Raw genomic sequence first — 24,837 nt, forward strand, 5'->3', positions numbered from 1 at the left:
AGGCTAATGACGCACGGTTTCACCGGGTCCGGCGCCAAATTCTTCAGCTTCGCCCAGAGCCGGCAATGGCACGGCCAGGCCGAGGGACTCTTCCAGAACCTGATCCATATGGGAAACGGGAACCACCCGCAGCGATTTGAGAATTCCCGCAGGGACTTCCTCAAGATTTTTTTCATTTTCCGCCGGAATGAGAACCTTGGAAATCCCCGCCCGTTTCGCCGCCAGCAGCTTCTCCTTGAGCCCGCCGATGGCCAGCACGCGACCACGCAAGGTGATCTCCCCGGTCATCGCCAAATCCCGGTCCACTTCCCGCCCCGTGAGCGCGGAAGCCAGGGCCGTGGCCATGGTGATCCCCGCCGACGGACCATCCTTGGGAATCGCCCCTTCCGGGACATGGATATGGATATCCAGCTTGTGATAGAAATCTTTCTCCAGCGCCAGCTCCCGCCAGCGGGAACGCACATAACTCAAGGCCGCCTGGGAGGATTCGCGCATCACTTCACCCAGCTGCCCGGTGACGGTCAACTTCCCCTGTCCCGGCAGAATCGCGGTCTCGATGGTCAGCAGCTCGCCGCCAACTTCGGTCCAGGCCAGCCCGGTCACCATCCCCACCCGGTTCTCATCTTCCTTGACCCCGTAGGTGTAGCGAGGAACCCCCAGGTACTTCTTGACCTGCGCCACCCCGACGGTGAATTTCTTCTTTTTATCCTTGGACTTCACCAGCTCTCTGGCGATCTTCCGGCAGATGTTGGCGATTTCTCGCTCCAGATTCCGCACCCCCGATTCCCGGGTGTAACGCCGGATAATCTCATAGAAGGTCGGCTCGGTGAAATGCACCTGCTCGGGGAGTAACCCGTGGGTTTCCAGCTGCTTCGGCAGCAGGTAGCGCTGGGCGATGGCGAGCTTTTCCTCCTCGGTGTAGCCTTCGATGCGGATGATCTCCATCCGGTCCTGCAAGGGCCGGGGGATGGAGTGCAGGGAATTGGCTGTGGCGATGAAGAGAACACTGGAGAGGTCGTAATCGACATCAAGGAAGTGATCGCCGAAGGCGTTGTTCTGTTCGGGATCGAGCACCTCAAGCAGGGCCGAGGACGGATCCCCGCGAAAGTCGGTGCTCATCTTGTCGATCTCATCGAGCAGGAAGACCGGGTTTTTCACGCCGACTTTGCGTAATCCCTGGATGATCTTGCCGGGCATAGCGCCGATATAGGTCCGGCGATGGCCGCGAATCTCGGCCTCGTCCCGCATGCCGCCCAAGGACATGCGCACGAACTTGCGCCCCATCGCCCGGGCCACCGAACGCCCCAGGGAGGTCTTGCCCACCCCCGGCGGACCGACCAGACAGAGGATCGGCCCCTTGATCTTCTTGACCAGCGCCTGCACCGCCAGATATTCGAGAATCCGCTCCTTGACCTTCTCCAGGCCATGATGGTCCTCTTCGAGAACATCCTCAGCCCGGTCCAGATCGATCCGATCCTGGGTCCCCTTTTTCCAGGGGAGAGAAACCAGCCAGTCGATATAGTTGCGCACCACCGTGGCTTCGGCAGACATCGGCGACATCATCTTCAGCTTGCGCAGTTCGGCCATGGCCTTGGCACTGGCCTCCGCAGACATGCGGCGCTTCTGAATTTTCTCTTCAAGATCGCGGATTTCCTGCTTGAAGTCATCCTTTTCGCCGAGTTCCTTCTGGATCGCCCGCATCTGCTCGTTGAGATAATACTCTTTCTGGCTGCGCTCCATCTGGCTTTTGACGCGGGTGCGGATCTTCTTCTCGATCTGCAGAATTTCAACCTCACGCTCCATCATCGCCAACAGCTGTTCCAAGCGCTCCAGGGGATCGAGATTAGAGAGGATTTCCTGCTTGTCGCTGATCCGTACGTTCAGATGGGCGCCGATGGTGTCGGCCAGGCGGCCCGGATCGGTGATGCCCGCCACCGACGCGACCATCTCGGAGGGAATCTTCTTGCCGAGATTGACATAGGTCTCGAAGGTTTCGCCGACACTACGCAACAGGGCTTCGACTTCGGGGGAGGATACGGGCGGGTCGATGAGGGCCTCGATCTCGGAGAAGACACACTCATCACGATCAAAAAAAGAAAGCATCCGGCCGCGATACTTGCCTTCGATCAACACCTTGACAGTGCCGTCGGGCAGCTTCAGCAGTTGGATGACCTGGCCGACCGTGCCGATTTCGTAAAGATCCCGCTCCGTCGGCTCGTCGGTTTTGGGATCTTTCTGAGTCGCCAGGAAGACCAGCTTGTCCGACTCCATGGCCCCTTCCAGGGCACGAATCGAGCGGGGCCGCCCGACGAAAAGAGGGGTCACCATATAGGGAAAGATAACGATGTCGCGCAACGGCAACAGTGGATGAACCGTCGAGTCCGAGGCGTCGCCCCGGACGGTCTGATCGGAATAATCGGTCATGAATCCCAGTAGTTTCCTGCCGGAAAAGAGAGAAAAAGGCCTTCGCCCGAAGGCGAAGGCCTGGAGGACATCAGGCCGATTCGGCGCAATCGTAGAGGACGATCGGTCGGGCCTGCTTGAGAATGACGTCGTCGTTGATGACGACTTCCTTGACCCGGTCCTGGGAAGGAATATCGTACATCACGTCGAGCATGGAATTTTCCAGGACGGAGCGCAAACCCCGGGCCCCGGTCTTGCGTTTGAGAGCTTCCCGAGCAATCGCCACCAGGGCGCCGTCGCTGAACTTGAGATTGACCTTTTCCAGCTCAAAGAGCTTCTGGTATTGCTTCACCAGAGCGTTTTTGGGCTCCTTGAGAATCTGGATAAGGGCCTCTTCATCCAGTTCATTGAGTGTCGCCACCACCGGCAAGCGACCGATAAATTCAGGAATCAGGCCGTATTTGAGCAAATCTGCCGGTTCAACCTGCGAGAGGGTTTCGCCTAGGCGCTGCTCTTTCTTCTGGCGGATGTCCGCCCCGAACCCCATCCCCTTGGTCCCGTTGCGGCGGGAGATGATCCCTTCCAGGCCGGCGAAGGCGCCGCCGCAGATAAAGAGGATATTTGAGGTATCGACCTTGAGAAACTCCTGCTGCGGGTGCTTACGTCCCCCCTTGGGCGGAACGCTCGCCATGGTTCCCTCGATGATCTTGAGCAGGGCCTGCTGCACCCCTTCGCCGGAGACATCACGGGTGATGGAGGGAGAGTCGGACTTACGGGCGATTTTATCGACTTCGTCGATGTAAATGATACCCTTTTGGGCCTTTTCAATATCGTAATCGGCGGCCTGCAGCAGGCTGAGGATGATATTCTCGACATCTTCGCCGACATACCCGGCTTCGGTCAGATTGGTGGCGTCGGCAATGGCGAAGGGTACATTGAGAATACGCGCCAAGGTCTGCGCCAGCAGGGTTTTGCCGCTGCCGGTCGGGCCGAGCAGGAGGATATTGCTTTTCTGAACTTCGACATCCCCGGTCTTGCCGGCGAACTCCACCCGCTTGTAGTGATTGTAAACCGCTACCGCGAGAACTTTCTTGGCCCGCTCCTGGCCGACCACGAAATCGTCGAGGGCATCCTTGATATCCGACGGCTTGGGCAGATGCCCGGTACCCCCCTGAGTCGAATCCTCAAGCTTGGCTTCTTCGGCAATGATGTCCTTGCACAGCTCGATACATTCGTCACAGATGTAGACCGCCGGGCCGGCAATCAACTTCTTTACCTCTTCCTGCGCCTTGCCGCAAAAAGAACAGGTCAATTGTCCGGTTTGGGTGTCGTCTCGGCTCACTCAATTCCTCCGCGCTAAAAGTCAGGTCTTTCGCTTAACAATATCATCGATAATACCATATTTTTTCGCAGCTTCGCTACCCATGAAAAAATCCCGTTCGGTATCGATCGAAATCCGCTCCAACGACTGGCCGGTATGATGGGCGAGAACGCCGTTCAAGGTATCGCGGATTTTGAGAATTTCCTCGGCGTGGATTTTGATGTCCGTGGCCTGCCCCTGAAAGCCACCAAGGGGTTGATGGATCATGACCCGGGAGTGGGGCAACGCGTAACGCTTCCCCTCGGCACCGGCACAGAGCAAGAGCGCGCCCATGCTCGCCGCCTGACCCACGCAGATAGTCGAAACCGGGGCTTTGAGATACTGCATGGTATCGTAAATGGCCATACCGGCCGTCACCACGCCGCCGGGGGAATTGATATAGAGATGGATATCCTTGTCCGGGTCTTCCGATTCGAGAAAGAGCAACTGGGCGATAATCAGATTGGCCATGTGGTCCTCAATGGCCCCGCCCAGAAAAATAATGCGATCCTTCAGCAGCCGGGAATAGATGTCGTAGGCACGCTCACCCCGGCCCGTCTGCTCAACCACCATGGGGATCAGGCTCATGGCATCACTCCTCGCCCTGGCCGGACTGGGCGGCCAGTTCCTCCTTGGAAACCTCCTCGACAACCGACTGGTCGATCAGGAAGCGCAATACCTTCTCTTCAACGATCTGCGCCATCAGCCCGCGACGGGCTTCATCGCCAGCGTAATACTTCTTGACGGAATCAAGAGGAGCACCAGACATCTTGGCGATCTCTTCCAGCTTGTCGTCGATCTCGCCAGGCTCGGCGGTAATGTTTTCCTGCCGGGCCACGCCTTCGAGGATCAGACTGCCCTTAACCTGGTCGACCGCGTTGTCACGATACATCTGCTGAAAAGACTCCTCGTTCATCCCCATCATTTCCAGGCTGAGACCCTGGTTTTTGAGTCGATTGCGGATATTCCCCAGCATGTAGTCGAGCTGCGCCGCGACCATCGAGTCGGGAACGTCCATGGGATTGCGCTCAATCAGCGCCGCAATCAGCCGCTCGCGCAGATCACCGTCGATCCGGTTCTGCTCTTGCAGGCGCTGGTTTTCTTCAAGCTTGTCGCGCAATTCCTGAAGGGATTCGAGGCCAAAGCCCTTGGCGAACTCATCATCCAGCTCCGGCATGACCTTTTCCTGAATTTCGTGCAACTTCACCTTGAAGGTCGCCGCCTTGCCGGCCAAATCTTTGTTCCCGTATTCCTCGGGGAAAGTCACGGAAATTTCCCGCTCTTCCCCGCGGCGCATGCCTTCAAGCTGCTCTTCGAAGCCGGGAATGAAGGACCCGGAGCCGAGCTCCAGTTGATGCCCCTCGGCCTTGCCCCCGGCGAAGGCGACACCGTCGACAAAGCCTTCGAAGTCGATCAGCACCTCGTCGCCGTCCTGGGCCTCTTCCCGCTCAACGACACGCTGGGAAGTACGCCCCATGCGCATCTCTTCGAGGCGAGCGTCGACCACAGACGGATCGGCCAGGAACTTCTCTTTCTGCAGGGCAATCCCGGTGTAGTCCTTGACCTCAATCTCCGGCTTGACTTCCACGTGCGCCTGATAAGTAAAAGCCTGGCCCTTCTGCAGGGGGGAACTCTCGACGATTTCGGGATCGGAAATGGCCGGAACCTTGTGCTCCACCAGGGCCTTGAAATAGGAGTCGTTGATCAGTCGCCCCAGGGCATGCTCCTCCATCTGGGGACCATAATATTTTTCGATCACCGAACGAGGCGCCTTGCCGGGACGGAAGCCCTTGATCTTCGCGGTCTTGGCAACCTTCTGATAGGCCTTTTCAATCTCGGCATCGACGGTCGTGGCGGGGACTTCAAAGGAGAGCTTCTTTTTGATACTGCTGATATCTTCCAGGGTGACGTTCATGAGTGCTTACCTCGCGGGACTGGGAAATAAATGGGTATCCAGATAAAAAAATCACCGCGGATGACGACTCCGCGGAGCGGTGAATGGAATCCGGTCTAACGGAAGGGAAACGGGGATGGTGCGAGAGGGGGGAGTCGAACCCCCACGGTTGCCCGCTGGATCCTAAGTCCAGTGCGTCTGCCAATTCCGCCACTCTCGCATCAAGACGAGGATCAATCAAATCACGTACCGGCACCGAAAACAAACCCTATGCCAGAATCGTGAATAATGAAAGGCCCATCCTTTTGCCGACGCACCTGTGACCAACCTCGTCACATTCACTGATACGGTAAAAAAGGTGGGCCAGAATAATCAATGGGGTGAGTGAAGGGGATCGAACCCTCGACAACTGGAGCCACAATCCAGTGCTCTACCGACTGAGCTACACCCACCACAAAAGCGGACACATACTAGCCAAGAGGGATACTCTTGTCAACGGGAATCTTCCGGGCTTCCCGGAGTCAATGAATGGCGCGCCAGGGAGGGCTCGAACCCCCGACCCACGGCTTAGAAGGCCGTTGCTCTATCCTGCTGAGCTACTGGCGCCCGTGGTCGGAGCGAGAGGATTCGAACCTCCGACCCCCTGCTCCCAAGGCAGGTGCGCTACCAGGCTGCGCTACGCTCCGACAAGGACGAGTTGTTTAGCATGGCCGTTTCCCTTTTGCAACCAGAAAAGCACCCTTCCGGTAAAAAAACGCTATCCATTTATGAGTATCTATCCACAAGCTGGAAGCTGACTCCCGGCAACGTTAGCATGGACCGGCAAGAACCTTCCCAGACCCACCCCGCTTTGTATGAAAACAATAACCAACTGAAATAACACGAAAAATAGATCTGCACAAAAATTGTTCAAGTTGTTATTTGCATTGATCCCAGGGCACTTTACCCCTCCGAAGGGGAGATTTTCAAAGCCTTATCCACAGACTCTGTGGACAAGCGCATAACCCATTGATAATCCGCACAGGTTGAGTGAAACAACGAAGATCTCGGCGAACCTTGACTCCGATGTGAGTCTTCGTAAAGAGGCGCAACGACCCCCGGTCCTTTTAATCCTGACAGACACGCTTCAGTGCGTTAGAATGTGTTTTTACTTTCTCAAACCTCAAAAGGATCACCCATGACAGACACCCGCTGGACCGCCGGTTTCCGGAAACATGGTTTTACCGTCACCGGGGCGACCGACCTTCCGGAAATCAATCTTTCCTTTATCGAACTGCGCCATGACCAGAGCGGCGCGCGCATGGTCCATCTGGCCGCAAACGACCCGAACTGCCTCTTTGCCGTCGGCTTTCGCACTCCCCCCGACGACTCCACCGGCGTGGCCCATATTCTCGAACACACGGTGCTCTGCGGCTCGCGGCGCTTTCCGGTGCGCGATCCTTTCTTCGCCATGCTCAAACGCAGTCTCAATACCTTCATGAACGCCATGACCGCCAGCGACTGGACCCTCTATCCTTTCGCCAGCCAGAATCGCAAAGATTTTTTCAACCTGCTCTCCATCTACCTCGATGCCGCCTTTTTTCCCCTGCTCAGCGAACGGGACTTTCGCCAGGAAGGACATCGACTGGAATTCGCCGATCCGGACGATCCCAACGCGCCCCTCGAATATAAAGGGGTCGTCTATAACGAGATGAAAGGCGCCATGTCCGACCCTTCGTCCCTGCTCGGACGTCGGCTGGCGGCCGCCCTTTACCCGACCACCACCTACCGCCACAACTCAGGGGGTGAACCGGCGAAAATCCCCGATCTGAGTTGGGAGCAGTTACGGAAGTTTCACGCCGACTATTATCATCCCGCCAATGCCTATTTCTTCACCTACGGCGATCTGGATCTGAAATCGGTCCTGGCGGTCATCGACCAGGAGGCTCTTTCCGCCTTTGAGCGACGGCCGGCCACCGGCGAAGTGCCGCCAGAGATTCACCTGACCAGCCCTCGCCGGGTCGAGGAAGCCTTTCCTGTCGATCCCGGCACTCCCCTGGAAAAGCGCGCTCTGGTGCAGGTCGCCTGGCTGACCTGCGATATCAACGACAAGCTCGACCGCCTCGGGCTCTCGCTCCTTGCCAGCCTGTTGCTCGGCAATTCCGCCGCCCCCCTCTACCGCGCCCTGCTCGACTCGGGGTTAGGCAGCAATCTCGCCCCCGGGGGCGGCTACCAAGATGACAACCGCACCACCTATTTTGCCGCCGGTTTGCAGGGGATCGATCCCGAGAAAAGCGGCGAAGTCGAAGCCCTGATCCTTGCTACCCTTGAAGAATCGGCGCGAACCGACTTCAGCGCCGAACGGATCGACGGCATTCTCCATCGCCTGGAGTTTTCCATCCGCGAAGTCACGGGAGATCAGTATCCCTACCCCCTGGTGCTGCTGATGCGCCTGATCGGCCCCTGGATTCATGGCGGCAATCCGGTCGAGGCCCTGCGTTTCGACGAGTTGCTCGGCCAGTTGCGGCGGAAGCTCGCCGAAGGCCCCTATTTTCAGGATCTGATTCGCCGCTACCTGCTCGACAATCCCCATCGAGTCACCCTGACCCTGCGCCCTGATGACAGCCTGCAAGCCCGCCAGGACCAGGCAATCACCGCGCACCTTGAAGAGCTGCGTGGCCAACTCGACGCTCACAGGATCGAAGAAATCCGTTACCAGGCCAGGGAATTGCGTGAAGCCCAGGAAGCGGAGGAAGATCTCTCCTGCCTGCCGACGCTGGAGCTCAGCGACATCCCGCCGACCGAGCCGGCGGTCGACTACAGGAAAACTCAGCTCGATGAATGCCCGGTTTACTGGTTCGACCAGCCGACCAACGGCATCGGTTACATCACTCTGCATTTCCACATCGGCGGCCTTTCCGAAGAACACCTGGCCCTGGTCCCGGTCTTTTGCACCCTGCTCGGCCAGATCGGCGCCGCCGGCTACAGCTATACGGAAATGGCCGAGCGCATGGAGGCGGCAACCGGCGGCATTCACGCCCGCGCCACCATTCTCGACGCCCCCGAAAGCCTAGCCGCCAGCCGCGACCTTCTCGCGCTCAAAGGCAAGGCCTTGATCCGCAACCAGGAAAAGCTCTTTGCGATTCTCGGCGATCTCTGCCGCGCCCCTGACTTCACCGATCATAAGCGCCTGCACACGGTACTCAACCAGATCCGGACGTCGTTGGAGAACTCCATTCCCGGCTCCGGTCACAGCTATGCCGCCCGTTCCGCGGCCGGCGGCCTGACCCCGGCGGCCCGCCTGCGGGAAGCCTGGAGCGGCCTGGAGCAGCTCCAGCTCATCAAAAGTCTGGCCGCGAAAAGTCCCGAGGAGCTCTCCGGCTTCGCCGAGAGCATGGCGGCGATGGCCGCGCAACTCCTTTCCCGGCGGCGCCTCTCCTGCGCCATCACCGGCGAGCAGGGACATTTTGCCGAGATCTCTCCCGCCCTGGAACAATTCCTGACGCAGCTGCCGGTCGGCGAAATTCCGGCCGCCCAAGTTCCGCAAGATTTCGCCCCCCAGGTCCGCAACCTCGGCTGGTCAACCTCGGTACCGGTGAATTACGTCAGTCGGGTTTTCCGCGCCGTCCCCTATACCCATCCCGACAGCGCCGCCCTGATGGTCCTGGCGAAGCTGCTGCGCGCCGGTTATCTCCACCGGGAAATCCGCGAAAAAGGCGGCGCCTATGGCGGCCTTGCCAACTACGGCGCCGAAGGCGGCATCTTCTCCTTCCTCTCCTATCGCGACCCGCATCTGACTCGCACCCTGCAAGTCTATGATGATGCCGTGGACTGGGCCGTCGCCGGGCGCTTCGACGATGAACAGATCAAGGAGGGAATTCTCTCTATTTTCGCCGATCTCGACCGACCGCTCTCGCCGGGAGGGCGCGGGAGCCAGGAATTCGCCAACATTGAACAGGGGTTGACCCTGGAGATGCGCAACGCCCTGCGCCGCCGAATCCTGGCCATCGACCGGGAAACCCTCTGCCAGACCGCCGCCCGCTACCTCTCCCGGGAAAAGCGCCTCAGCGCCGTCGGGGTCATCGCCGGTGAAACGGCCCTGCGCCAAGCCAACCAGGAACTTGGCGAAGATTTTCTCCACATCGAAACGATCTGATCGCAGCCTTACGGCCGCCGAAACAAAAAACCCCTCGCGACGCCATGTCGCGAGGGGTTTTTTGCTGTGTGAAAGGCGGGGAAATACGGCGTTTCTACTCGGCGTAGCGGATCGTCATGACCGGGATGGCAGACTTGCGTACCACCTTCTCGGCGGTGCTGCCGAAAAGCACATGGTCAAGACCGGTGCGTCCGTGGGTACCCATAATAATCAGGTCGGCGGACTGCTCTTCGGCCTTCTTGATGATTTCGTCATAGGGGATGCCCGGCAGCAGGAAAGTTTCGTAGTTGCCATAGTCGCCAAGCTGCTCGCGGCAGAACTTTTCCATCATCTTCTTGGCCCCCTCCTCAATCTCCTGCTCCAGCTTCTCGAAGGAGATATGCGGGACATAGAAGCCCCGCAGATCGACGGGTTCGTTGATAATGTGGACAATGAGCAGGCGCGCCTGATATTTCCGAGTCAGGGACAGGGCATACTGAAAGGCGTAATCGGAACTCTGGGAAAAATCGAGGGCAAAGAGGATGGTTTTAAAATCTTTCATGTTCGGGCACTCCTTAGAGGTTGACCGTCAGGGCGTTAGCAGAGGTGTGTGCTTCTCTCAAAAATCTTGTTCATCACCGATTTGAGAACATCGAGTTTGATCGGCTTGTGCAGGTATTCGAAGGCTCCCAGATTCATGGCTTCAAGATAGGATTCGACCTCACCGTAAGCGGTGATCATAATCACGTAAATACTCGGGTGGCGACGGCTGAGTTCCTGCAGAAAGACCAGGCCGTTCATATTCGGCATCCTGATGTCGCTGATCACCAGGTTCACCCGCTTGCCGCGCAGATACTCCAAGGCCTCGCAGCCATCGGCGACGCTGTCCACCTCGTAGCCTTCCTGGGCCAGGAGCTTGGTCAGCCCGATCCGGGCATTTTCCTCGTCATCGACGATCAATATTTTTTCTCGCCCTGCCCCCACGCGGGATCTCCTTTAAGCAAATTGATTTAAAACGTACCACAGGTGCAACGCCTGTCAAGTTCGCCAGAGGTCGCGAAAGACTTTATAATGATTGAATTTTTAGGAGATTTTCGGAGGGTGGGGCGAAACCGGGAAGGCGCGGAAGCGACTTAAGACCGTTGCCAGAGGGTCATCAAGCGATGCCCCAAATCAAGCAGGCGCCCCGCGCCGTCGGAACCGGCACGCAGCACCTCGTCGTGGGAGAGGGGGCCGGGAGAGAGGCCGGCGGCGAGATTGGCGATCAGGCTCAGGCCGATGACCTCCATGCCGAGATAGCGCCCCATGATCGCTTCCGGGACCGTGGACATGGAGACCACATCGGCGCCGAACCGTTGCAACATACGGATTTCCGCGGGGGTTTCATAGGAGGGGCCGGGCATCGCCGCGAGCACGCCGCGATGCAGGGAAATGCCCTTCTCCTGCATCTGTTCGCGCAACGGCGGATAAAGATCTTGCCGATAAAGCCCGCAAAGATCGATGAAGGGATGGAGGGGTTCGCCGCGCAGGGGATTATCCCCCAGCAGGTTGAGATGATCCTCCAGGTACATGAAATCGCCGACTTGAAAGGCCGGATTGATCCCGCCGACCGCATTGGTCAAGAGCAGACGCCGACAGCCGAGGGCGGCGGCGAGGCGCACCGGCAGGGCCACCTGGCGAGCATCGAAGCCCTGGTAGAGATGGTAGCGCCCCTGAAAAAAAAGAACCTTCCAGCCCTGAAACCGTCCGGCCACCAACCGACCGGCATGTCCTTCGATGCGCACATGGGAAAAGCCCGGGATCTCCCGGTAGTCCACATAGACCGCGGATTCGGCCTGATCGGCCAACGCCCCCCAGCCCGAGCCTAGAATCACCGCCAGATCGAAAGTATCCTCACCGAAACGCTGGGCGAGAGCCCCGGCGCTCGCTTCCTCTTCCCAGGCCATGCTCAATCCTCCAGCAACTTCTTCACCCGCTCCAGCAACTGTTCGGGCTTGAAGGACTTGCCGATAAAATCGTCGGCGCCCCCCCGATAGACCTCGCCGATCTCCTCGCTTTTGCGAAAGACGCCGCTCATGGCCAACAGCCGCACCTTGCTCAGACCCTCGTCTTCGCGGACCTCTCGGATCAACTCGTAGCCGTTTTTCTTCGGCAGATTGAGATCGAGCAGCACCAGATTCGGCCGAGCTTCCCGAATGATGCGCAACGCCTCCTCGCCGTCGCCGGCAAAAAGAAAATCCACCTCCAGCCCCTTGAGGATATCCCCCGTCAGCTCCCGAAAGAAGCGGGAGTCATCGACAATCAAGCATTTTTTTCGGAAAGCGGGAACCGCGGCAACGACATCGTCGACGGCGGCCGCCAGATCGACGCGGAAAACGTGGCCGCAGCCGGGACATTTGATCCGCGGTGCTTGGTTGCTGGCGCGGGCCGGGTCAAAACGGTAACTGGCCTGACAATTCGGACAGGCGATGCGCATGGTCAATCTCCCCCGCCTCCGGCATCACCACGAAGCGTCAGTTCACTTCGTCCCCGCAGATCGAGAGGTTGATCGGCAAGCCAAAGGTCGATGCTTTCCGGCCGATCGACCTGCAGACGCAGGGATTTCTCCGCACGCCAACTGATGTTGCTGCCGCCGGCCAGGACATATTTGCGGGGGGGAAGATCGTCGATCCAGACCTCTAGGGCGACGCGCTCCCGGGTCTCGACACGCAGCACCCCGCCGTCGGCCGGAAGCATTTCCGGGGCGGACGTCGGGGTCTCGACTGGCAAGGAGGACGGGGCATCAACGGCCGGCGCTGTCCCGCGGACGTCTTCGTCAGGCGAGTCAGCGGAAGGTTCCGGTGCTGTGCTTTCCTCGGCAACCGGGATGGAGGGTCGGCTCTCCGTCACTGGCGGGGCCGGCCGAACCTCGGTTCCGGACGACTGCCAGGGACCATAGCGCCAGGCGAGGAAAACGAGCCCTGCCAGCAAAAGAACCGCGACGAAAGCGACGGCGAATCGCCGAAGAGGCAAACGCGACCGGGACGGTTGGGCAAGGAAGGGGTCCGCGACCAGGGGAGGGATTTCGGTAAAACCGGAGTCTGCGCCAATCTGGCTGCGAAGCTCCGCCATCAATTCAGGGGCGGGCAACCCCAGAGCCTCGGCATAGTTTTTCAGGAAACCGAAAAGGTAAGCATCGCCGGGAAAACCATCGAACCGGTCCTCTTCCAGAGACTGCAGAAAGGAGAGACGAACCCGCGTCTTAGTCTCCAGTTCAGGCAGGGTCAAGCCAAGTTCTTTCCGGCGCTGTCGAAGTCGGGCGCCGACACTGGGGCGTTCGGAATCACTCATGATTTATTTCAACACCTCAATATAGCTTTTTGCGAGATGGGCTTCCTCCGAAGTCGGAGCCAGCCGCAACACTTCCTCAAAGGCCGCAAGGGCCTCGGGCGTCTGTCCGTTCTTCATGTGGGCCAGCCCCAGCTTGTAGCGAATTTCGGGCACAACAGGAGCCAACTCGGCAGCCTTGCGCAAAGAAGCGACCGCCAGCTCCCATTTATCCAGAGCATGATAGACCTCCCCCAGGCGAAAGTGAGCCAAAGCAAAATTGGGATTCTCCTTGATCGCTTGCTGAAAGGCGCCGACCGCGTCGAGATACTCTCCCTTCTGCATGTAGGCGAAGCCGATGCCGGTGTGCGCCCGCTCCGGCTGGCCAAAGAGCAGATTACTGGCCGCCAGGCGGAAATACTTGATGGCGTCATCCCAGCGTTGCATGTCGAGATAGAGGGCGGCCAGGTTATTTTGGTGCTCAGGCGAGTCCCCACCCAAGGCCAAAGCTTTGATGTAATGTTTTTCCGCTTCGGGGTAGGCTTTCTTGAACTGATAGGCCAAGGCCAAACCGTTCTGGTAATCGGCATTCTGCGGGTTGGCTTCGACCGCCAGCAAGAATTCCTTCAAGGCCTGGGTCAGCTGCTGCTGGCGAAAGTGGGAAAGGCCCATGATATAGTGGGACTCCCCTTTGGGAGGCTTCTTTTCCGAAGAACCGCACCCGGCGGAAATCGCCAGGGCACCCGCCAAAAACAGAATGAGCAACGGTTTTAACACACATACCTCCCGGTGGCTCGAAAACCACATTCCGGTAAAAGATCAAAGGGTCGCCAATAGACGGCCGAGTGCCGCCACGGCCCGCTCCCGACCATTGCCGGCACGGGTGCCGCCGACGGCGCCGATCCGCTCCGGGGACGAAGAAACTGTCCCCTCGACAAGACCACCACCGAACAACGGCAGAGACTGCCACAACTGCTGCCGCTGAAGCCCGGTCAGCAGATGGATTTCACTATCGTCGAAAAGAAAGCCCAGGGATTCGGCGAAGCGCAGACCGGCGAGTCGCTGCTCCTCGACCCCGAGGGTGGAACCGCTCTCCAGGTCATCCCGGTAGAAGGCGAGCCGGCGACTTTCGCGAAGATGGAAGACCACCGCAACCCGCGCCCCCTGGGTAGCGGCATAGACGCAGACATAGGCCTCGGCCTGCTGGGCCTGAAGTCCCGGCAAGGCGACCTGAACATCCCCCAGGGAACGATGCAGGCGCAGTACCCGTTCGGCGGGGAGCGCCAGACGCAGGGTATTCCGGTCCCACTGGAACATGGTGGTCCCTCCCAATCAATCTTCCGGGGAAAAATCCGTGAGCAGACGGAACTGCCGGAAGCGCTCATGCACCTGTTCGATGTCGAGGGTTTTCAGACGATTCAGGCTGAAATCTTCGACGTTGAACGAGGCCATGATCGAGCCGAAAATGATCGCCTGGCGGATGTTGGCGTCGGCCAGGTTGCGCGTAGAGGCGAGATAGCCCATGAAGCCGCCGGCAAAGGTGTCGCCGGCCCCGGTGGGATCGAAAACGGTCTCCAGGGGATAGGCCGGAGCGGTGAAAATACTGTGTTCGGTGAACATGATCACCCCATATTCCCCGCGCTTGACCACCAGGGTTTTCGGTCCCATGGCCAGGACCGCCCGCGCCGCCTTGACCAGATTGGCTTCCCCGGCGAGTTGGCGGGTCTCTCCCTCGTTGATCACCAGCAGATCGACATGCCGTAAGGTCTTGAGCAGCGCCTCCCGCTTCCCGGAAATCCAGAAGTTCATGGTGTCGCAGGCGACCAGCCGGGGCCGTTTCACCTGCTTGAGCACGTCCATCTGCAACTCGGGGTCGATGTTGGCGAGGAAGACATATTCGGCGTCCTCGTAGCCGGCGGGCAGTTCGGGGCGGAAGGTTTCAAAGACGTTGAGCTGGGTATCGAGGGTCTGCGCCTCGTTGAGATCGAAGCCGTAACGCCCCTTCCAGCGGAAGGTCCGCCCTGGAGCGGTCCGCAGCCCGCGCAGGTCGATCTCACGGGATGCGAGAAAGCGGCGATGCTCGTCAGGAAAATCCTCGCCGACCACGGCCACCAGCTGCACATCGGTGAAAAAGCTCGCCGCCGTGCTGAAAAAAGTGCCACTGCCGCCGAGAACCTCCTCGACCTGCCCGAAAGGGGTCGCCACCGAATCGAATGCCACCGAACCCACCACCAACAAACTCATAGGTCGATCAACCTTCCTGTGAATAAAAAGAGTGTCAAGAACTTTACCCCCGGACCCACGCCGCCGCAAGCGGGCACGGGAAAAGGGATTAGAGATAGCGCCCGATCAGCAGCTCGAGCTTGTTGCGGGTCGCCTCGGGAATTCGGTCGCGTTGGGTCATGATCGCGTACTTGAGCGCTTCGCCGCAGCCGCAGTCCCGGGGAGTCGCCAGCTGCCGCGCGGCGCGGCGGATGATGTCGCGGGCGGTCGCCACATTGTGCTCAATGATCGCGAGCACCGCTTCGATGGAAACATCCTCGTGCTCGGCGTGCCAGCAATCGTAATCGGTCGCCAGGGCGACGGTGGCGTAGCAGATTTCCGCCTCGCGAGCCAGGCGCGCCTCGGGGATGTTGGTCATACCGATAACGTCGACGCCCCAGCTCCGGTAGATATTGGACTCGGCACGGGTGGAAAAGTTCGGCCCCTCGATACAGATATAGGTCCCCCCCTTGTGGGCGACGGCGCCGGCGGCGACCGCTGCATCATAAAGCACAGCGGCCAGATCGGCGCAGACCGGATCGGCGAACTGCACATGCCCGACCACCCCCTCGCCGAAGAAGGTCGAGGCCCGTTTGCCTTGGGTACGGTCGAAAAACTGGTCGGGGATGACGATATGCCCGGGAACAATCTCCTCCTTCATGCTCCCCACCGCCGAAACGGAGATGATGCGTTCGACCCCGAGCTGCTTCATCCCGTGGATATTGGCCCGATAGTTGACCTCGGAGGGAAGCAGCCGGTGGCCCCGTCCGTGGCGGGGGAGAAAGATCATCCTGACCCCGTCCAGCAGCCCCGTCACATAGGCGTCGGAGGGCGCGCCGAAGGGGGTGTCGAGAACCACTTCGCGAATGTCGGTGAGTTGTTCGATTTCGTAAAGACCGCTGCCGCCGATGACGCCGATAACCGGTTGAGCCATACTTATTCGTTCCTCCCGTATCCGATGGAAAAAATCGTTTTAATCGCCCTGCCCGGCCGCCTCTGCCGCCGGTGCCGGCAACCGTCCCTGGGCCTTTTCCAACTTGCCCTTGAGCTGGCCGCAGGCTGCCGAGATATCCTGTCCCTTGCTGGCGCGGCGGATGGCGACGATATTGCGGTTTAAAAGATAGGACTGAAAGGCCTCGATCGCTTCGGCGGTCGGTGCCTTAAAAGGCGAGCCTTCATGCTCGTTGTAGGGAATCAGATTGACCTTGGCCTTGATGCCGTGGAGCAGCGTCACCAGACGCTTGGCATCCTGCAAGGAATCGTTCACGTCGCGGATGAGAATATATTCGAAGGTGATGCGCTGCCGGGGTTGCAGGGGAAAGTCGCGGCAGGCCGCCATCAATTCTTTCAGGGGATAGCGGCGATTGATCGGCATCAGCTCGTTGCGCACCGCGTCGGTGGTGGCGTTGAGGGAAACCGCCAGATTCACCCGGATGCGCTCCCCCAGTTCTCGCATCTGCGGCACCAGTCCGGAGGTCGAGAGGGTGACCTTGCGCACGCCGTAGTTCAACCCCTCTTCCAGATAGAGGATTTGCAACGCCTTGACCACGTTATCGAGATTGTGCAGGGGCTCGCCCATGCCCATCAGCACCAGATTCTGCACCGGCCCGTCCTTGAGCGCCGCGCAGACCTGATTGACGATTTCCCCCGGCTCCAGATCGCGCACCAAACCGAAGGTCCCGGTCAGGCAGAAGGAACATTGCATGGCGCAGCCGACCTGGGTCGAAATGCACAACGTCGCCCGCTCGTTTTCCATGGGGATGCGCACCGTCTCGACGGTCTGGCCGTCGGCCAGGCGGAAGAGGTACTTCTTCGTTCCGTCCCGGCTTTCCTCGACCAGTTCGGGACTCCAGTCGGAGATAGTCGCCCAGCTCGCCAGATCTTCACGAAAATCCTTGGCCAGGTCGGTCATATCGGCAAAAGCAGTCACACCCCGCCCGTAGATCCAGCGCATGATCTGCTTGGCGCGAAAGGGTTTCTGCCCCCGCTCGGCAAGCAGGGCGGATAACTCTTCGAGGGTCAGATTCTTTAAATCGATCAAACTTCCGGAGCTCATAAAAACGTCGTTCGTCGCTGATTTTACATGAAAAAACCCCTCGGATCATAGCCGAAGGGTCGTTTTTTCACAAGGTTAATCTGGTCCGGAGGGGGATTAGAGCAGTTCCAGCCCGGAGAAGAAATAGGGGATTTCGAAGGCGGCGGTTTCCAGAGCGTCGGAGCCGTGGGTGGCGTTTTCGCCGATGGAGGTGCCGAATTCCTTGCGCATGGTGCCGGCGGCGGCATCGGCGGGATTGGTGGCGCCCATCAGGTCACGCCACTTCTTGATGGCGCCGGCCGCTTCGAGGACCATGACGACGCAGGGGCCGCTGCTCATGAAGTCGGTGAGTTCACCGAAGAAGGGGCGCTCTTTGTGTACATAGTAGAAGCCTTCGGCCTCGACCTTGCTCATGTAGAGCTTCTTCAGGCCGACAACCTTGAAGCCTTCGGCGTAGATGCGGGCGAGAATCTTGCCGGCGTGACCGGCGGCGAAGGCATCGGGCTTGATGATGGCGAATGTTCTTTCCATGGGGCAACTCCTTGAATGACGGATTGTTTTTAACTCGCGAAAGCGTCGCGTCTTTTAGCATCCTGTATAAAGAAAGTCAAGATAATCAACGGAAATCCCCGCCCCTTCCGGTCCATTCCCCTATTCAAACTCGATCAGATAGTAGAGGTCGGCGCCGCTCTCGACGCCGACGCTCGATTCGAGCTCCCAGCGTTCAAAGAGGCGGTAACGCATGCGGAATTCGTTGGTGCTGGTAAAGAGGGAATGACCCAGGCTGATATAGAGCCGGGGGCTCAGATATTTGCCGATGGTCACCACCGAGGAGCTCACATCGCCGCTCCCCGCCTGCACCTCCAGCACATCGATGCCGAGGCGGCGCTTGAGCCGATCCTGCAGAACCACCGACTCCCCCTGGGAAAGGAGGACCCCCGCCGCCGTCATGAGCAGGTCGGTGTCGCCGCCGGCGGCGCCCAGAGGCCGCCCCAGAACCATGTAGGAAAGGATATCGGTGTCGGGCATGAGCGGGTCGGAATAGAGTTTCACCAAGGGCTGGCGGGGAGTGCCGGTGACCCGCACCCCGGCCTTGACCTCCCCGGCGTTGCGCAAGGCGAGAATGTCGAGGGTCGGGCGATCGACCGGGCCGCCGGCGAAGAGGATATTGCCGCGCTCGACCTTGAGGCCGATGCCGTAGGCGGAATAGGCTCCCTCTTTGATTTCGATCCGCCCCCGGCCGTTGATCTCTTCGAGATTTCGGGCGAGGATTTCCACCTCTCCGCCCAGCCGGGCATCGACGCCGGACGCCTTGACCAGCACGCGCTCACCGAGGATCACCCGAACTGCGGCATCGAGTTCCAAGGGCAGTTCCGCCGCCGCCTCTTCCGGAGCATCGACCAGCACCAGATCGGGACTGGAACGGATCGGCGGCTCGCTCTCGCGACCACGAACCATGGCGTAAGGCACCAGCACCTTGCCGCGCAGGCGCAGCCGCTCGGCATCCCCGGAGATTTCGAGCTCGGGACTGATATGCAACTGCAATTCGGGCAGATTGACCGCCTCGACGTTCTCTCCGGAGAGGTTGAAACGGTAGTCGGCAAGCGCCCAGTCGTTGAGAAGGATCTTCCCCTGGGCGATCAGGGTGCCGTCCCCGGAGGTGATCCGGGCTTCCTCCAGCTCGATTTCCTCGTTGGCCAGACGACCGCGCAAGCGGACATCCCTGAGGCTCAGCCCAGCAACGGGAAGATAGGCGGCGGCGCCGGAGAGGGAGAAGGTGCCAGCGAGGCGCGGGTCGGCAGGAGGGCCTGCCAAAGTCGCCGCTACCTCGAGCTGCCCGGAGCTTTCCCGCACCAGTCCGGGAAAGAGCGCGGCCAGCAAACCTTTTTCCGCGAGGGAGGCGGTCATCTCCCCTCTTATCGGCGCCTGGGGATCGACCTGCACCGGCCAGCGGGCGGCGAGGGGCCACTGCAACCGCCCGCGCAATCGACCGTGTTGGTTGAGTTCGAAATCGGCCTCGGCCAAAAGCTCTTCGCCACGCCAGGCGAGAACCAACTCGGCCTTGCGCAAGTCGGCACCGAGCTGAAGTTCCTCCTCCTGCCAGCCGAAACGGCCCCCCTCGATCGCCGCCCGCCCGTCCAGAAAAAGGTCCGATCCCTGTCGCCAGCCTCCGGTGAAGTCGGCGGTGACCTGGCCGTACAGGCTCAACCCAGTGGGCGGGGCCGGCGTCAAGCGCGCCAGGGCGAGATTGTCGAAGGTCAGGGAGAATCCCCCCGCCTCGGGCCAGATTTCGCCGGGGGGCTCGGGGGAGGAGAGATTCAGGTGCAACTGCCCGAGGTCGCCGCCATCGCCGGACAGTTCAGCGTGCAAGCCGTTGTCGTCCCAATCAAGCAGCAACCGCAGATCGCTCAGGGCGTACTGCGCTTCCCCCCGGGACAGATCTCCCGCCGCCTCGAGGCGCGCCGTCAGTTTCTCCGGCCGCCCCTGCCGCAGACTCAGGCGCAAATCCCCCTGGGTCGCGCCGTCAATGCGCCAATCCTCCACCCAGGGCTGGGCATGAGCCAGGCGCAACCCGCGCCAACCCAGGGTAAAATCACCATCCAGGGAAGCAAAGGCCAGGCTCCCGGCCAGCTCGATTTCCTCCGCCCGGGTACTGACCAGCCTGGCCGGGGCCAACTCCGCCCGGTCCGCGCCCACCCGCAGGGCAACCGGGGCACTCAGCCGCCAATCCCCTGCGGGCGTATCCGTGAAGGTCAGTTCCCGCAAGAAACCGTTCCAAGACTCCTCCCGCCAGCCCCCTTGGGCCAGAAAGCGAGCCTGGCCTGAATCCCCATCGATCTCCAGAACCGCACGATGCTCTTGCAAAAGGCCGGAGACTTCGAGGGCCACTCTCTTAATCTCGTGGCCGGCCAGCCGCCCCTCGCGCCCTCGCAGCGACCCTGCCAATGCGTCGGAGTCGGCGGATTTGCGTGCGGACACTTCCAGCGCGGCCAGGGAATACTCGCCATAGGCCAGGTCCGTCCCGTTCACTATTAGATGGCCGGCCAGGGATTTCCCGTCCCAACTTAGCCAGCCCCGGCCTCGGGCCGTTCCCGAAAGCTCGGGAATCAATCCCTGCAATCGCCCCAGGTCGAGCTCGACATCAAGCCGCTGAGCGAGGCGTCCACGTGCACGCAGGGCCAGATTGGCGCCGAGTAGATCGAGGCGGACGATCTCCAGATCCTCGCCCAGCAGCCGGGCGGAAATTTCACCGGTGAGGCTTTGGCCATGCAGGGTACTTTCCAGCAAGGAGCCGTCGATACGGAGGAGCAAAGGCTCATCGGCGGCCTGCGACAGATCTAAGCGCAGATCGAGGCTGACCTGCCCGGGCACCTCGGGTGAGAATCGGGCCAGGTCGAAACGCTGCCCACGTAAATCGCCACGGAGGGAAAAGCCCTCCAGCCAATCGAGCTCGAGCGTCCCGAAGAGGGTGCCCGCTAACCACTCTCCTTGCAATTCGGCAAGGTCCAGACCGGTGGCATCGCCGGCGAACTCGCCGGCAAGGGTACTTTTAAGCCAGTCATCGCTGCGATTGCGCAGGTCGAAACGTCCCCGGTAGCACTCCCCTTCCCCAGCGGCGGAAATGCGGGCATCCAGCAGCAGCGTCACGCCTGCAAGGTCGCTCAGATCGACCCGGCGTCCGGCGATATCCGCCTGCCAGGTCATAACTTCGTCGAAGGCGAGGCTGCCGTCAAAGGCCAGGTGGTCGCCGCGCCCAGGCAATTCAATGCGCGCCTGATCGATCCTGAGCGTTTCCCCGGCAATCACGAGGGGAAGTCGTGCCGACAGCAGCACCTTCCCCTGGCTCCAGGCACGAGCGTGGAGCTGTCCCGCCAACCAAGTTCCCTCCTCTTTCCGCAGATCGAGCAGGATCTCCGCCCGGTCGGCGCCGGCCAGCGGCTCCTTCGGCAAGGTGAGCAGCTGCCCGCGCAGGGTCCCCTCGGGCAGGTCAAGGGCGAGATTCCCAGTAATGCGCACTGAGGGGAGGACCATCTCCATGGCGGACAGGCCGACGACGCCGGATCGCCAGGCGAGGGAACCGCGCCAGGAGTCCAGCTGCCACAAGGTTTCGTTCGGCGTGCGGATGACCAGCCGCTCTAGCCGCAGATCGGGGATTTCCAAGGCCACCCGCAGAGGCCAACCGGACAGCTCGGGCCACTCGGGGAGGAGCAACCGCGCCGGTTTCACATCGGTCGGTGGTGGAGAAGACTCATCGTCGAGAAAGAGCTCGACTCCCGTCAGGGAGAGCTCGGCGATTTCCAGCCGTCCCCACACCAGTTTTCCCGGGCTCCAGTCAAGCACCGCCCGCTCAACGGTCAAAATACCGCCCTCATAGGGGACATGCAGACCATCAAGAATCAGCTGATCACCCAGTCGGCCCGTGAGCTTCCCGATATTTCCCGCCCCGGGAAGCAATCCCAAAACGCCGCGCACCAGCCAGGAACTGCCCGAGGGGGTCCAGATGAGCCAGACCACACCGACGAAAAACGCCAAGAGGATGCCCAACCCCGTCAACAAAAGAGAGCGTACCAGAACCCTTACCATGCGAACCCCACGCTCACATGCAGCCGCCAGGAGGGGTTCGGCTCACCGATCTGCCGGGCGAGATCAACCTTGATCGGCCCCACCGGCGTATAGTAACGGACTCCGAGCCCCGCGCCCTGCGCCCAATCAATATCGGACAGGTTGTTGAAGGCGTTTCCGGCATCGTAGAAGGCGGACGCGCCCCAGTTCGTCAAAAAAGCACGCTCCAGTTCGAGGCTGGCCACCCCCAGGTGCTTGCCGCCAATGACGTCGCCATTGGCGTCCTGGGGCCCCAGGGACTGATAGGCATAGCCGCGGACGCTCTGATCCCCGCCGGCGAAAAAACGCAGGGAGGTCGGCACATCGGCCAGCGGCTCATCCTGCAACGTCGTCCCCCCCTCGGTACGGGCGAAGAGAGTCCAGCGCCCCGGTAGTTCCAGCAGAACATTACCGGAAACCAGAAATTGCAGGAGACTGATGTCGGAAGCCAGCCAACGGTGGGCACCTCGAGCCTCAAGCGCAAAGGAGGAGCCGCGTCGGGGGCGGATCGGGTCGGAGTATTGCCGGCGCGAGAGGCGCAACCCGGGGATGGTCAAACGGGAGCGCCGATCCTCGTCGGCAATCCGATAATCCTCCTGCAGCAGCCGAAGATAGACCGAGCCCAGATAACCCTGCCCCAACCCCCAGACCTGACGGGCTTCGGCAAAAAGGGAACTCGATTCATAGGTTTCCACATCCTCGGCCTGATAACCGACACTGAACTCGGTGCGACTCTCCAGATGCCCCCGGTTAGGCATGACATAGCTAGCCACCAGGGACTGCCGGCGTTCTGCCAGCAGCAGATCCGCGTCGAGCAGGTGGGCGCGATGAAAAGCATTGTTGTCCCGGTACCGCAAGGACAGTCGCGCACCGGTGTCCGTCCCGAAACCCACCCCCGGGCGCAGGCGGTGCCGGGTACGAGGTGTCAGCTGGACGGAGACCGGCACCATCTCTTCATCGGTGAGCTCTTCGAGGGGGGTAAGGAGAACGTCGCGAAAGCGGTCGGAATCAAGAAAGTTAAACTGGGTCTGACCGAGCTTATCGTGGGAGAAAAAATCCCCTTCGGCATAAGCAAGATGTTGCAGCAGAAACCACTCGGGGAAATCGGGGGCGCCGTGAATCAGCGTCTTACCGAAACGTAAGCGTGGCCCGGTGGCGAGTTCAAGCTCGATTTCAGCGCTACGACGGCCACGGTCGACACGAATGACGTGCCGGGGAAAATCGGCCTGAAGATAGCCGAGATCAAGGGCGGAGGCCTTCAGCTCCCCCTTGGCGCGTTCGTAGTGATCCTGGCGGAGGATATCCCCCTCCCGCAGGGGGAATTCGGCAACGAGTCGTTGCAAGCGCTTTTCCTCGGCGCCGGCTCCGGTCACCACAACCCGCAAGGAAGTCACCCGCACCGGCTCCCCCCGTAGCACTTTCACCTTCAGCAGCCACTGATTTTTCCTCTGGTTTTCCAGCTGCGTGCTTGTTATTGTGGCAAAATATCCGAAAGGTTCAAGGGCTTTGCCGACCTTGTCGGGAACCTGGCCGACAAAGCGCGTCAGCCAATGACGCTCCACCGTGCCATCTGCCTTCGCCAGATCGGTCGGCAAGGTCAAAGCGGCGCGCACGTTTTCGAGAAGCTCGCCGGTAATCCCCGTAACTTCAAGGGACAGGGGTTCGCTCCGAGCTGTGGCGGAGAAAATTATCAGCCAGAAAATAATCAGAACGATACGAAACAGGAAAAACCTCCCTGGTAAACGCAGTCAGTTATCAGCATGTTTTATTCGTCGGAAATGACTGTTTTAAATACTGATCTGGAAGGATAACACAGCCTTATGCTGAAACCAATTCGCTCTATAACGGTCGTGGCCCTGCTGCTGGTGGCAGTCTATGCACATGGAAAAACACCGGAACCGATCCCCCCTCATACGCTCAGTTCCCAGTGGCGTGGCGAGGTTATCGGCGAACACCGCTATCATACGGTGGTCGATTCCAAGAAAACCCTCATGGAACTGGCACGGGACATGGGGCTGGGCTATACCAATGTCAAAAATGCCAATCCCGACATCGACCCCTGGTTGCCCGCGCCGGGGCAGACCGTACTCCTGCCCTACGCCTCAATCCTTCCGGTCGACGCGGTAGCTGGAATTACTATCAACCTCGCGGAAATGCGCCTCTACCATGTCTGGAATAATGCGGGGAAAGCATTGGCTCGAGCCTACCCCCTCGGGATCGGCAGCGAAGGAACCGACAGTCCCACCGGACGCTTTTCCATCCTGAACAAAGCGGAAAATCCGACTTGGACCGTCCCCCTCTCCATCCGCCATGAGCGCCCCGGGATGCCGACTTCCGTTCCACCCGGCCCGGCCAACCCCCTGGGGAAATACTGGATGGCTTTCTCTACGGCCGGTTACGGCATCCACGGCACCAACAAACCCTTGGGCGTGGGCCGGCGCGTCAGTCACGGTTGCATTCGGCTTTATGCGCAGGATATTCAGGAACTTTTCTATCGGGCTCCGGTCGGAACCGAGGTGTTGATCATCGACACGCCAGTCAAGGTCGGGCGCAAGGACGAAGTCCTCTTTCTGGAAGTACATCTTCAGGAAGGCCGAGAGCACGATTTCGCGAGCCTTAGACGGGAGATCGTCCGTCAGGCACGTCTTCTTGAATGGAACGGCCTGCTCAACTGGGACATGATCGAGGAGATTATCCGCCAGAACCGTAGCATCCCCCAGCCTATCTCCGTCGCGACTCCGCCGACTTCGGCAACGGCGCGCCGCTAGTCAAATCTTTCTGCAGATTTTCAGAACCCCAAAAAAAACGGGGACCAAGCAGCAGCCTGGTCCCTGTTTTTTTTTCGTAGCTTTGTTTTTGTG

19 protein-coding genes and 4 tRNA genes are annotated in these 24,837 nt (G+C 60.1%); 2 read left to right on the forward strand and 21 right to left on the reverse strand.

Features of this window, described 5'->3' with window-relative positions; genetic code table 11:
• Positions 1 to 3 precede the first annotated feature (3 nt).
• From lon to BQ4888_RS03110, 8 genes are all read right to left on the reverse strand, one after another.
• Positions 4 to 2,424 carry an endopeptidase La gene (gene lon / locus BQ4888_RS03075; protein WP_092053576.1) on the reverse strand — a complete coding sequence of 807 codons (2,421 nt, stop codon included), beginning with the start codon at positions 2,422 to 2,424 and terminating at the stop codon, positions 4 to 6.
• Between the two features lie 70 nt (positions 2,425 to 2,494).
• Entirely contained in the window at positions 2,495 to 3,745 is a 1,251-nt protein-coding gene (gene clpX, locus BQ4888_RS03080; RefSeq protein WP_092053579.1) for an ATP-dependent Clp protease ATP-binding subunit ClpX, read from the reverse strand.
• Between the two features lie 21 nt (positions 3,746 to 3,766).
• On the reverse strand, positions 3,767 to 4,351 hold the full coding sequence (gene clpP, locus BQ4888_RS03085; RefSeq protein ID WP_092053580.1) for an ATP-dependent Clp endopeptidase proteolytic subunit ClpP: 585 nt from the start codon (positions 4,349 to 4,351) through the stop codon (positions 3,767 to 3,769).
• Between the two features lie 4 nt (positions 4,352 to 4,355).
• Complete coding sequence (gene tig / locus BQ4888_RS03090) at positions 4,356 to 5,678, reverse strand: trigger factor (protein WP_092053583.1); 1,323 nt, start codon at positions 5,676 to 5,678, stop codon at positions 4,356 to 4,358.
• A 116-nt stretch (positions 5,679 to 5,794) separates the two neighbouring features.
• Positions 5,795 to 5,877 (reverse strand) — tRNA-Leu (locus BQ4888_RS03095).
• Positions 5,878 to 6,033: 156 nt separating this feature from the next.
• Positions 6,034 to 6,109: transfer RNA gene (locus BQ4888_RS03100), tRNA-His, on the reverse strand.
• Between the two features lie 77 nt (positions 6,110 to 6,186).
• Positions 6,187 to 6,263: transfer RNA gene (locus BQ4888_RS03105), tRNA-Arg, on the reverse strand.
• 3 nt (positions 6,264 to 6,266) lie between these two features.
• A tRNA-Pro gene (locus BQ4888_RS03110) sits at positions 6,267 to 6,343 on the reverse strand.
• 491 nt (positions 6,344 to 6,834) lie between these two features.
• On the opposite strand from BQ4888_RS03110, the gene BQ4888_RS03115 reads away from it, so the two are divergent.
• Positions 6,835 to 9,792 (forward strand): insulinase family protein, encoded by a 2,958-nt coding sequence (locus BQ4888_RS03115; RefSeq protein ID WP_092053586.1) that lies wholly within the window; start codon positions 6,835 to 6,837, stop codon positions 9,790 to 9,792.
• 94 nt (positions 9,793 to 9,886) lie between these two features.
• On the opposite strand, the gene BQ4888_RS03120 is transcribed toward BQ4888_RS03115, so the two are convergent.
• The 13 genes from BQ4888_RS03120 to BQ4888_RS03180 all read right to left on the reverse strand — a co-directional run bounded on the left by BQ4888_RS03120 (position 9,887) and on the right by BQ4888_RS03180 (position 23,724).
• Positions 9,887 to 10,333, reverse strand: coding sequence for a universal stress protein (locus BQ4888_RS03120; protein ID WP_092053588.1), 447 nt, complete (start codon positions 10,331 to 10,333; stop codon positions 9,887 to 9,889).
• Positions 10,334 to 10,368: 35 nt separating this feature from the next.
• Positions 10,369 to 10,755: a response regulator gene (locus BQ4888_RS03125; protein WP_092053590.1), complete on the reverse strand. Its 387-nt coding sequence runs from the start codon at positions 10,753 to 10,755 to the stop codon at positions 10,369 to 10,371.
• Between the two features lie 149 nt (positions 10,756 to 10,904).
• Positions 10,905 to 11,717, reverse strand: a complete 813-nt coding sequence (locus tag BQ4888_RS03130; protein ID WP_092053592.1) for a purine-nucleoside phosphorylase — start codon at positions 11,715 to 11,717, stop codon at positions 10,905 to 10,907.
• Between the two features lie 2 nt (positions 11,718 to 11,719).
• Complete coding sequence (locus BQ4888_RS03135) at positions 11,720 to 12,247, reverse strand: response regulator (RefSeq protein WP_092053594.1); 528 nt, start codon at positions 12,245 to 12,247, stop codon at positions 11,720 to 11,722.
• 2 nt (positions 12,248 to 12,249) lie between these two features.
• A complete protein-coding gene (locus BQ4888_RS03140) occupies positions 12,250 to 13,101 on the reverse strand; it encodes a helix-turn-helix domain-containing protein (RefSeq protein ID WP_092053597.1) in 852 nt (283 codons plus the stop codon).
• A gap of 3 nt (positions 13,102 to 13,104) precedes the next feature.
• Positions 13,105 to 13,854 carry a tetratricopeptide repeat protein gene (locus BQ4888_RS03145; protein WP_170232939.1) on the reverse strand — a complete coding sequence of 250 codons (750 nt, stop codon included), beginning with the start codon at positions 13,852 to 13,854 and terminating at the stop codon, positions 13,105 to 13,107.
• A 42-nt stretch (positions 13,855 to 13,896) separates the two neighbouring features.
• Complete coding sequence (locus BQ4888_RS03150) at positions 13,897 to 14,394, reverse strand: hypothetical protein (RefSeq protein ID WP_092053601.1); 498 nt, start codon at positions 14,392 to 14,394, stop codon at positions 13,897 to 13,899.
• A gap of 15 nt (positions 14,395 to 14,409) precedes the next feature.
• Entirely contained in the window at positions 14,410 to 15,321 is a 912-nt protein-coding gene (locus BQ4888_RS03155; protein WP_092053603.1) for a PfkB family carbohydrate kinase, read from the reverse strand.
• Between the two features lie 88 nt (positions 15,322 to 15,409).
• Complete coding sequence (gene mtnP / locus BQ4888_RS03160) at positions 15,410 to 16,273, reverse strand: S-methyl-5'-thioadenosine phosphorylase (protein WP_092053605.1); 864 nt, start codon at positions 16,271 to 16,273, stop codon at positions 15,410 to 15,412.
• 39 nt (positions 16,274 to 16,312) lie between these two features.
• Positions 16,313 to 17,395: a dual-specificity RNA methyltransferase RlmN gene (rlmN, locus tag BQ4888_RS03165; protein WP_092053608.1), complete on the reverse strand. Its 1,083-nt coding sequence runs from the start codon at positions 17,393 to 17,395 to the stop codon at positions 16,313 to 16,315.
• A 96-nt stretch (positions 17,396 to 17,491) separates the two neighbouring features.
• Positions 17,492 to 17,905: a nucleoside-diphosphate kinase gene (gene ndk, locus BQ4888_RS03170; RefSeq protein ID WP_092053609.1), complete on the reverse strand. Its 414-nt coding sequence runs from the start codon at positions 17,903 to 17,905 to the stop codon at positions 17,492 to 17,494.
• 120 nt (positions 17,906 to 18,025) lie between these two features.
• On the reverse strand, positions 18,026 to 21,958 hold the full coding sequence (locus BQ4888_RS03175; protein ID WP_092053612.1) for a translocation/assembly module TamB domain-containing protein: 3,933 nt from the start codon (positions 21,956 to 21,958) through the stop codon (positions 18,026 to 18,028).
• On the reverse strand, positions 21,952 to 23,724 hold the full coding sequence (locus BQ4888_RS03180; protein WP_338084871.1) for an autotransporter assembly complex protein TamA: 1,773 nt from the start codon (positions 23,722 to 23,724) through the stop codon (positions 21,952 to 21,954). Before BQ4888_RS03180 ends, BQ4888_RS03175 begins: the two co-directional genes overlap by 7 nt.
• A 72-nt stretch (positions 23,725 to 23,796) precedes the next feature.
• Between BQ4888_RS03180 and BQ4888_RS03185 the strand changes: the two genes are divergently transcribed.
• Positions 23,797 to 24,744: a L,D-transpeptidase gene (locus BQ4888_RS03185; protein ID WP_092053616.1), complete on the forward strand. Its 948-nt coding sequence runs from the start codon at positions 23,797 to 23,799 to the stop codon at positions 24,742 to 24,744.
• Positions 24,745 to 24,837: the final 93 nt, after the last annotated feature.

Origin of the sequence: Desulfuromonas acetexigens (assembly GCF_900111775.1) — a bacterium.
Taxonomy (GTDB): domain Bacteria; phylum Desulfobacterota; class Desulfuromonadia; order Desulfuromonadales; family Trichloromonadaceae; genus Trichloromonas; species Trichloromonas acetexigens.

Bases quoted from the DNA above. Each gene is read 5' to 3' on its own strand.
- lon (WP_092053576.1), bottom strand. From the start codon at position 2,424: ATGACCGATTATTCCGATCAGACCGTCCGGGGCGACGCCTCGGACTCG.
- clpP (WP_092053580.1), bottom strand. From the start codon at position 4,351: ATGAGCCTGATCCCCATGGTGGTTGAGCAGACGGGCCGGGGTGAGCGT.
- tig (WP_092053583.1), bottom strand. From the start codon at position 5,678: ATGAACGTCACCCTGGAAGATATCAGCAGTATCAAAAAGAAGCTCTCC.
- BQ4888_RS03115 (WP_092053586.1), top strand. From the start codon at position 6,835: ATGACAGACACCCGCTGGACCGCCGGTTTCCGGAAACATGGTTTTACC.
- BQ4888_RS03120 (WP_092053588.1), bottom strand. From the start codon at position 10,333: ATGAAAGATTTTAAAACCATCCTCTTTGCCCTCGATTTTTCCCAGAGT.
- BQ4888_RS03130 (WP_092053592.1), bottom strand. From the start codon at position 11,717: ATGGCCTGGGAAGAGGAAGCGAGCGCCGGGGCTCTCGCCCAGCGTTTC.
- BQ4888_RS03135 (WP_092053594.1), bottom strand. From the start codon at position 12,247: ATGCGCATCGCCTGTCCGAATTGTCAGGCCAGTTACCGTTTTGACCCG.
- BQ4888_RS03140 (WP_092053597.1), bottom strand. From the start codon at position 13,101: ATGAGTGATTCCGAACGCCCCAGTGTCGGCGCCCGACTTCGACAGCGC.
- BQ4888_RS03150 (WP_092053601.1), bottom strand. From the start codon at position 14,394: ATGTTCCAGTGGGACCGGAATACCCTGCGTCTGGCGCTCCCCGCCGAA.
- BQ4888_RS03155 (WP_092053603.1), bottom strand. From the start codon at position 15,321: ATGAGTTTGTTGGTGGTGGGTTCGGTGGCATTCGATTCGGTGGCGACC.
- mtnP (WP_092053605.1), bottom strand. From the start codon at position 16,273: ATGGCTCAACCGGTTATCGGCGTCATCGGCGGCAGCGGTCTTTACGAA.
- rlmN (WP_092053608.1), bottom strand. From the start codon at position 17,395: ATGAGCTCCGGAAGTTTGATCGATTTAAAGAATCTGACCCTCGAAGAG.
- ndk (WP_092053609.1), bottom strand. From the start codon at position 17,905: ATGGAAAGAACATTCGCCATCATCAAGCCCGATGCCTTCGCCGCCGGT.
- BQ4888_RS03175 (WP_092053612.1), bottom strand. From the start codon at position 21,958: ATGGTAAGGGTTCTGGTACGCTCTCTTTTGTTGACGGGGTTGGGCATC.
- BQ4888_RS03185 (WP_092053616.1), top strand. From the start codon at position 23,797: ATGCTGAAACCAATTCGCTCTATAACGGTCGTGGCCCTGCTGCTGGTG.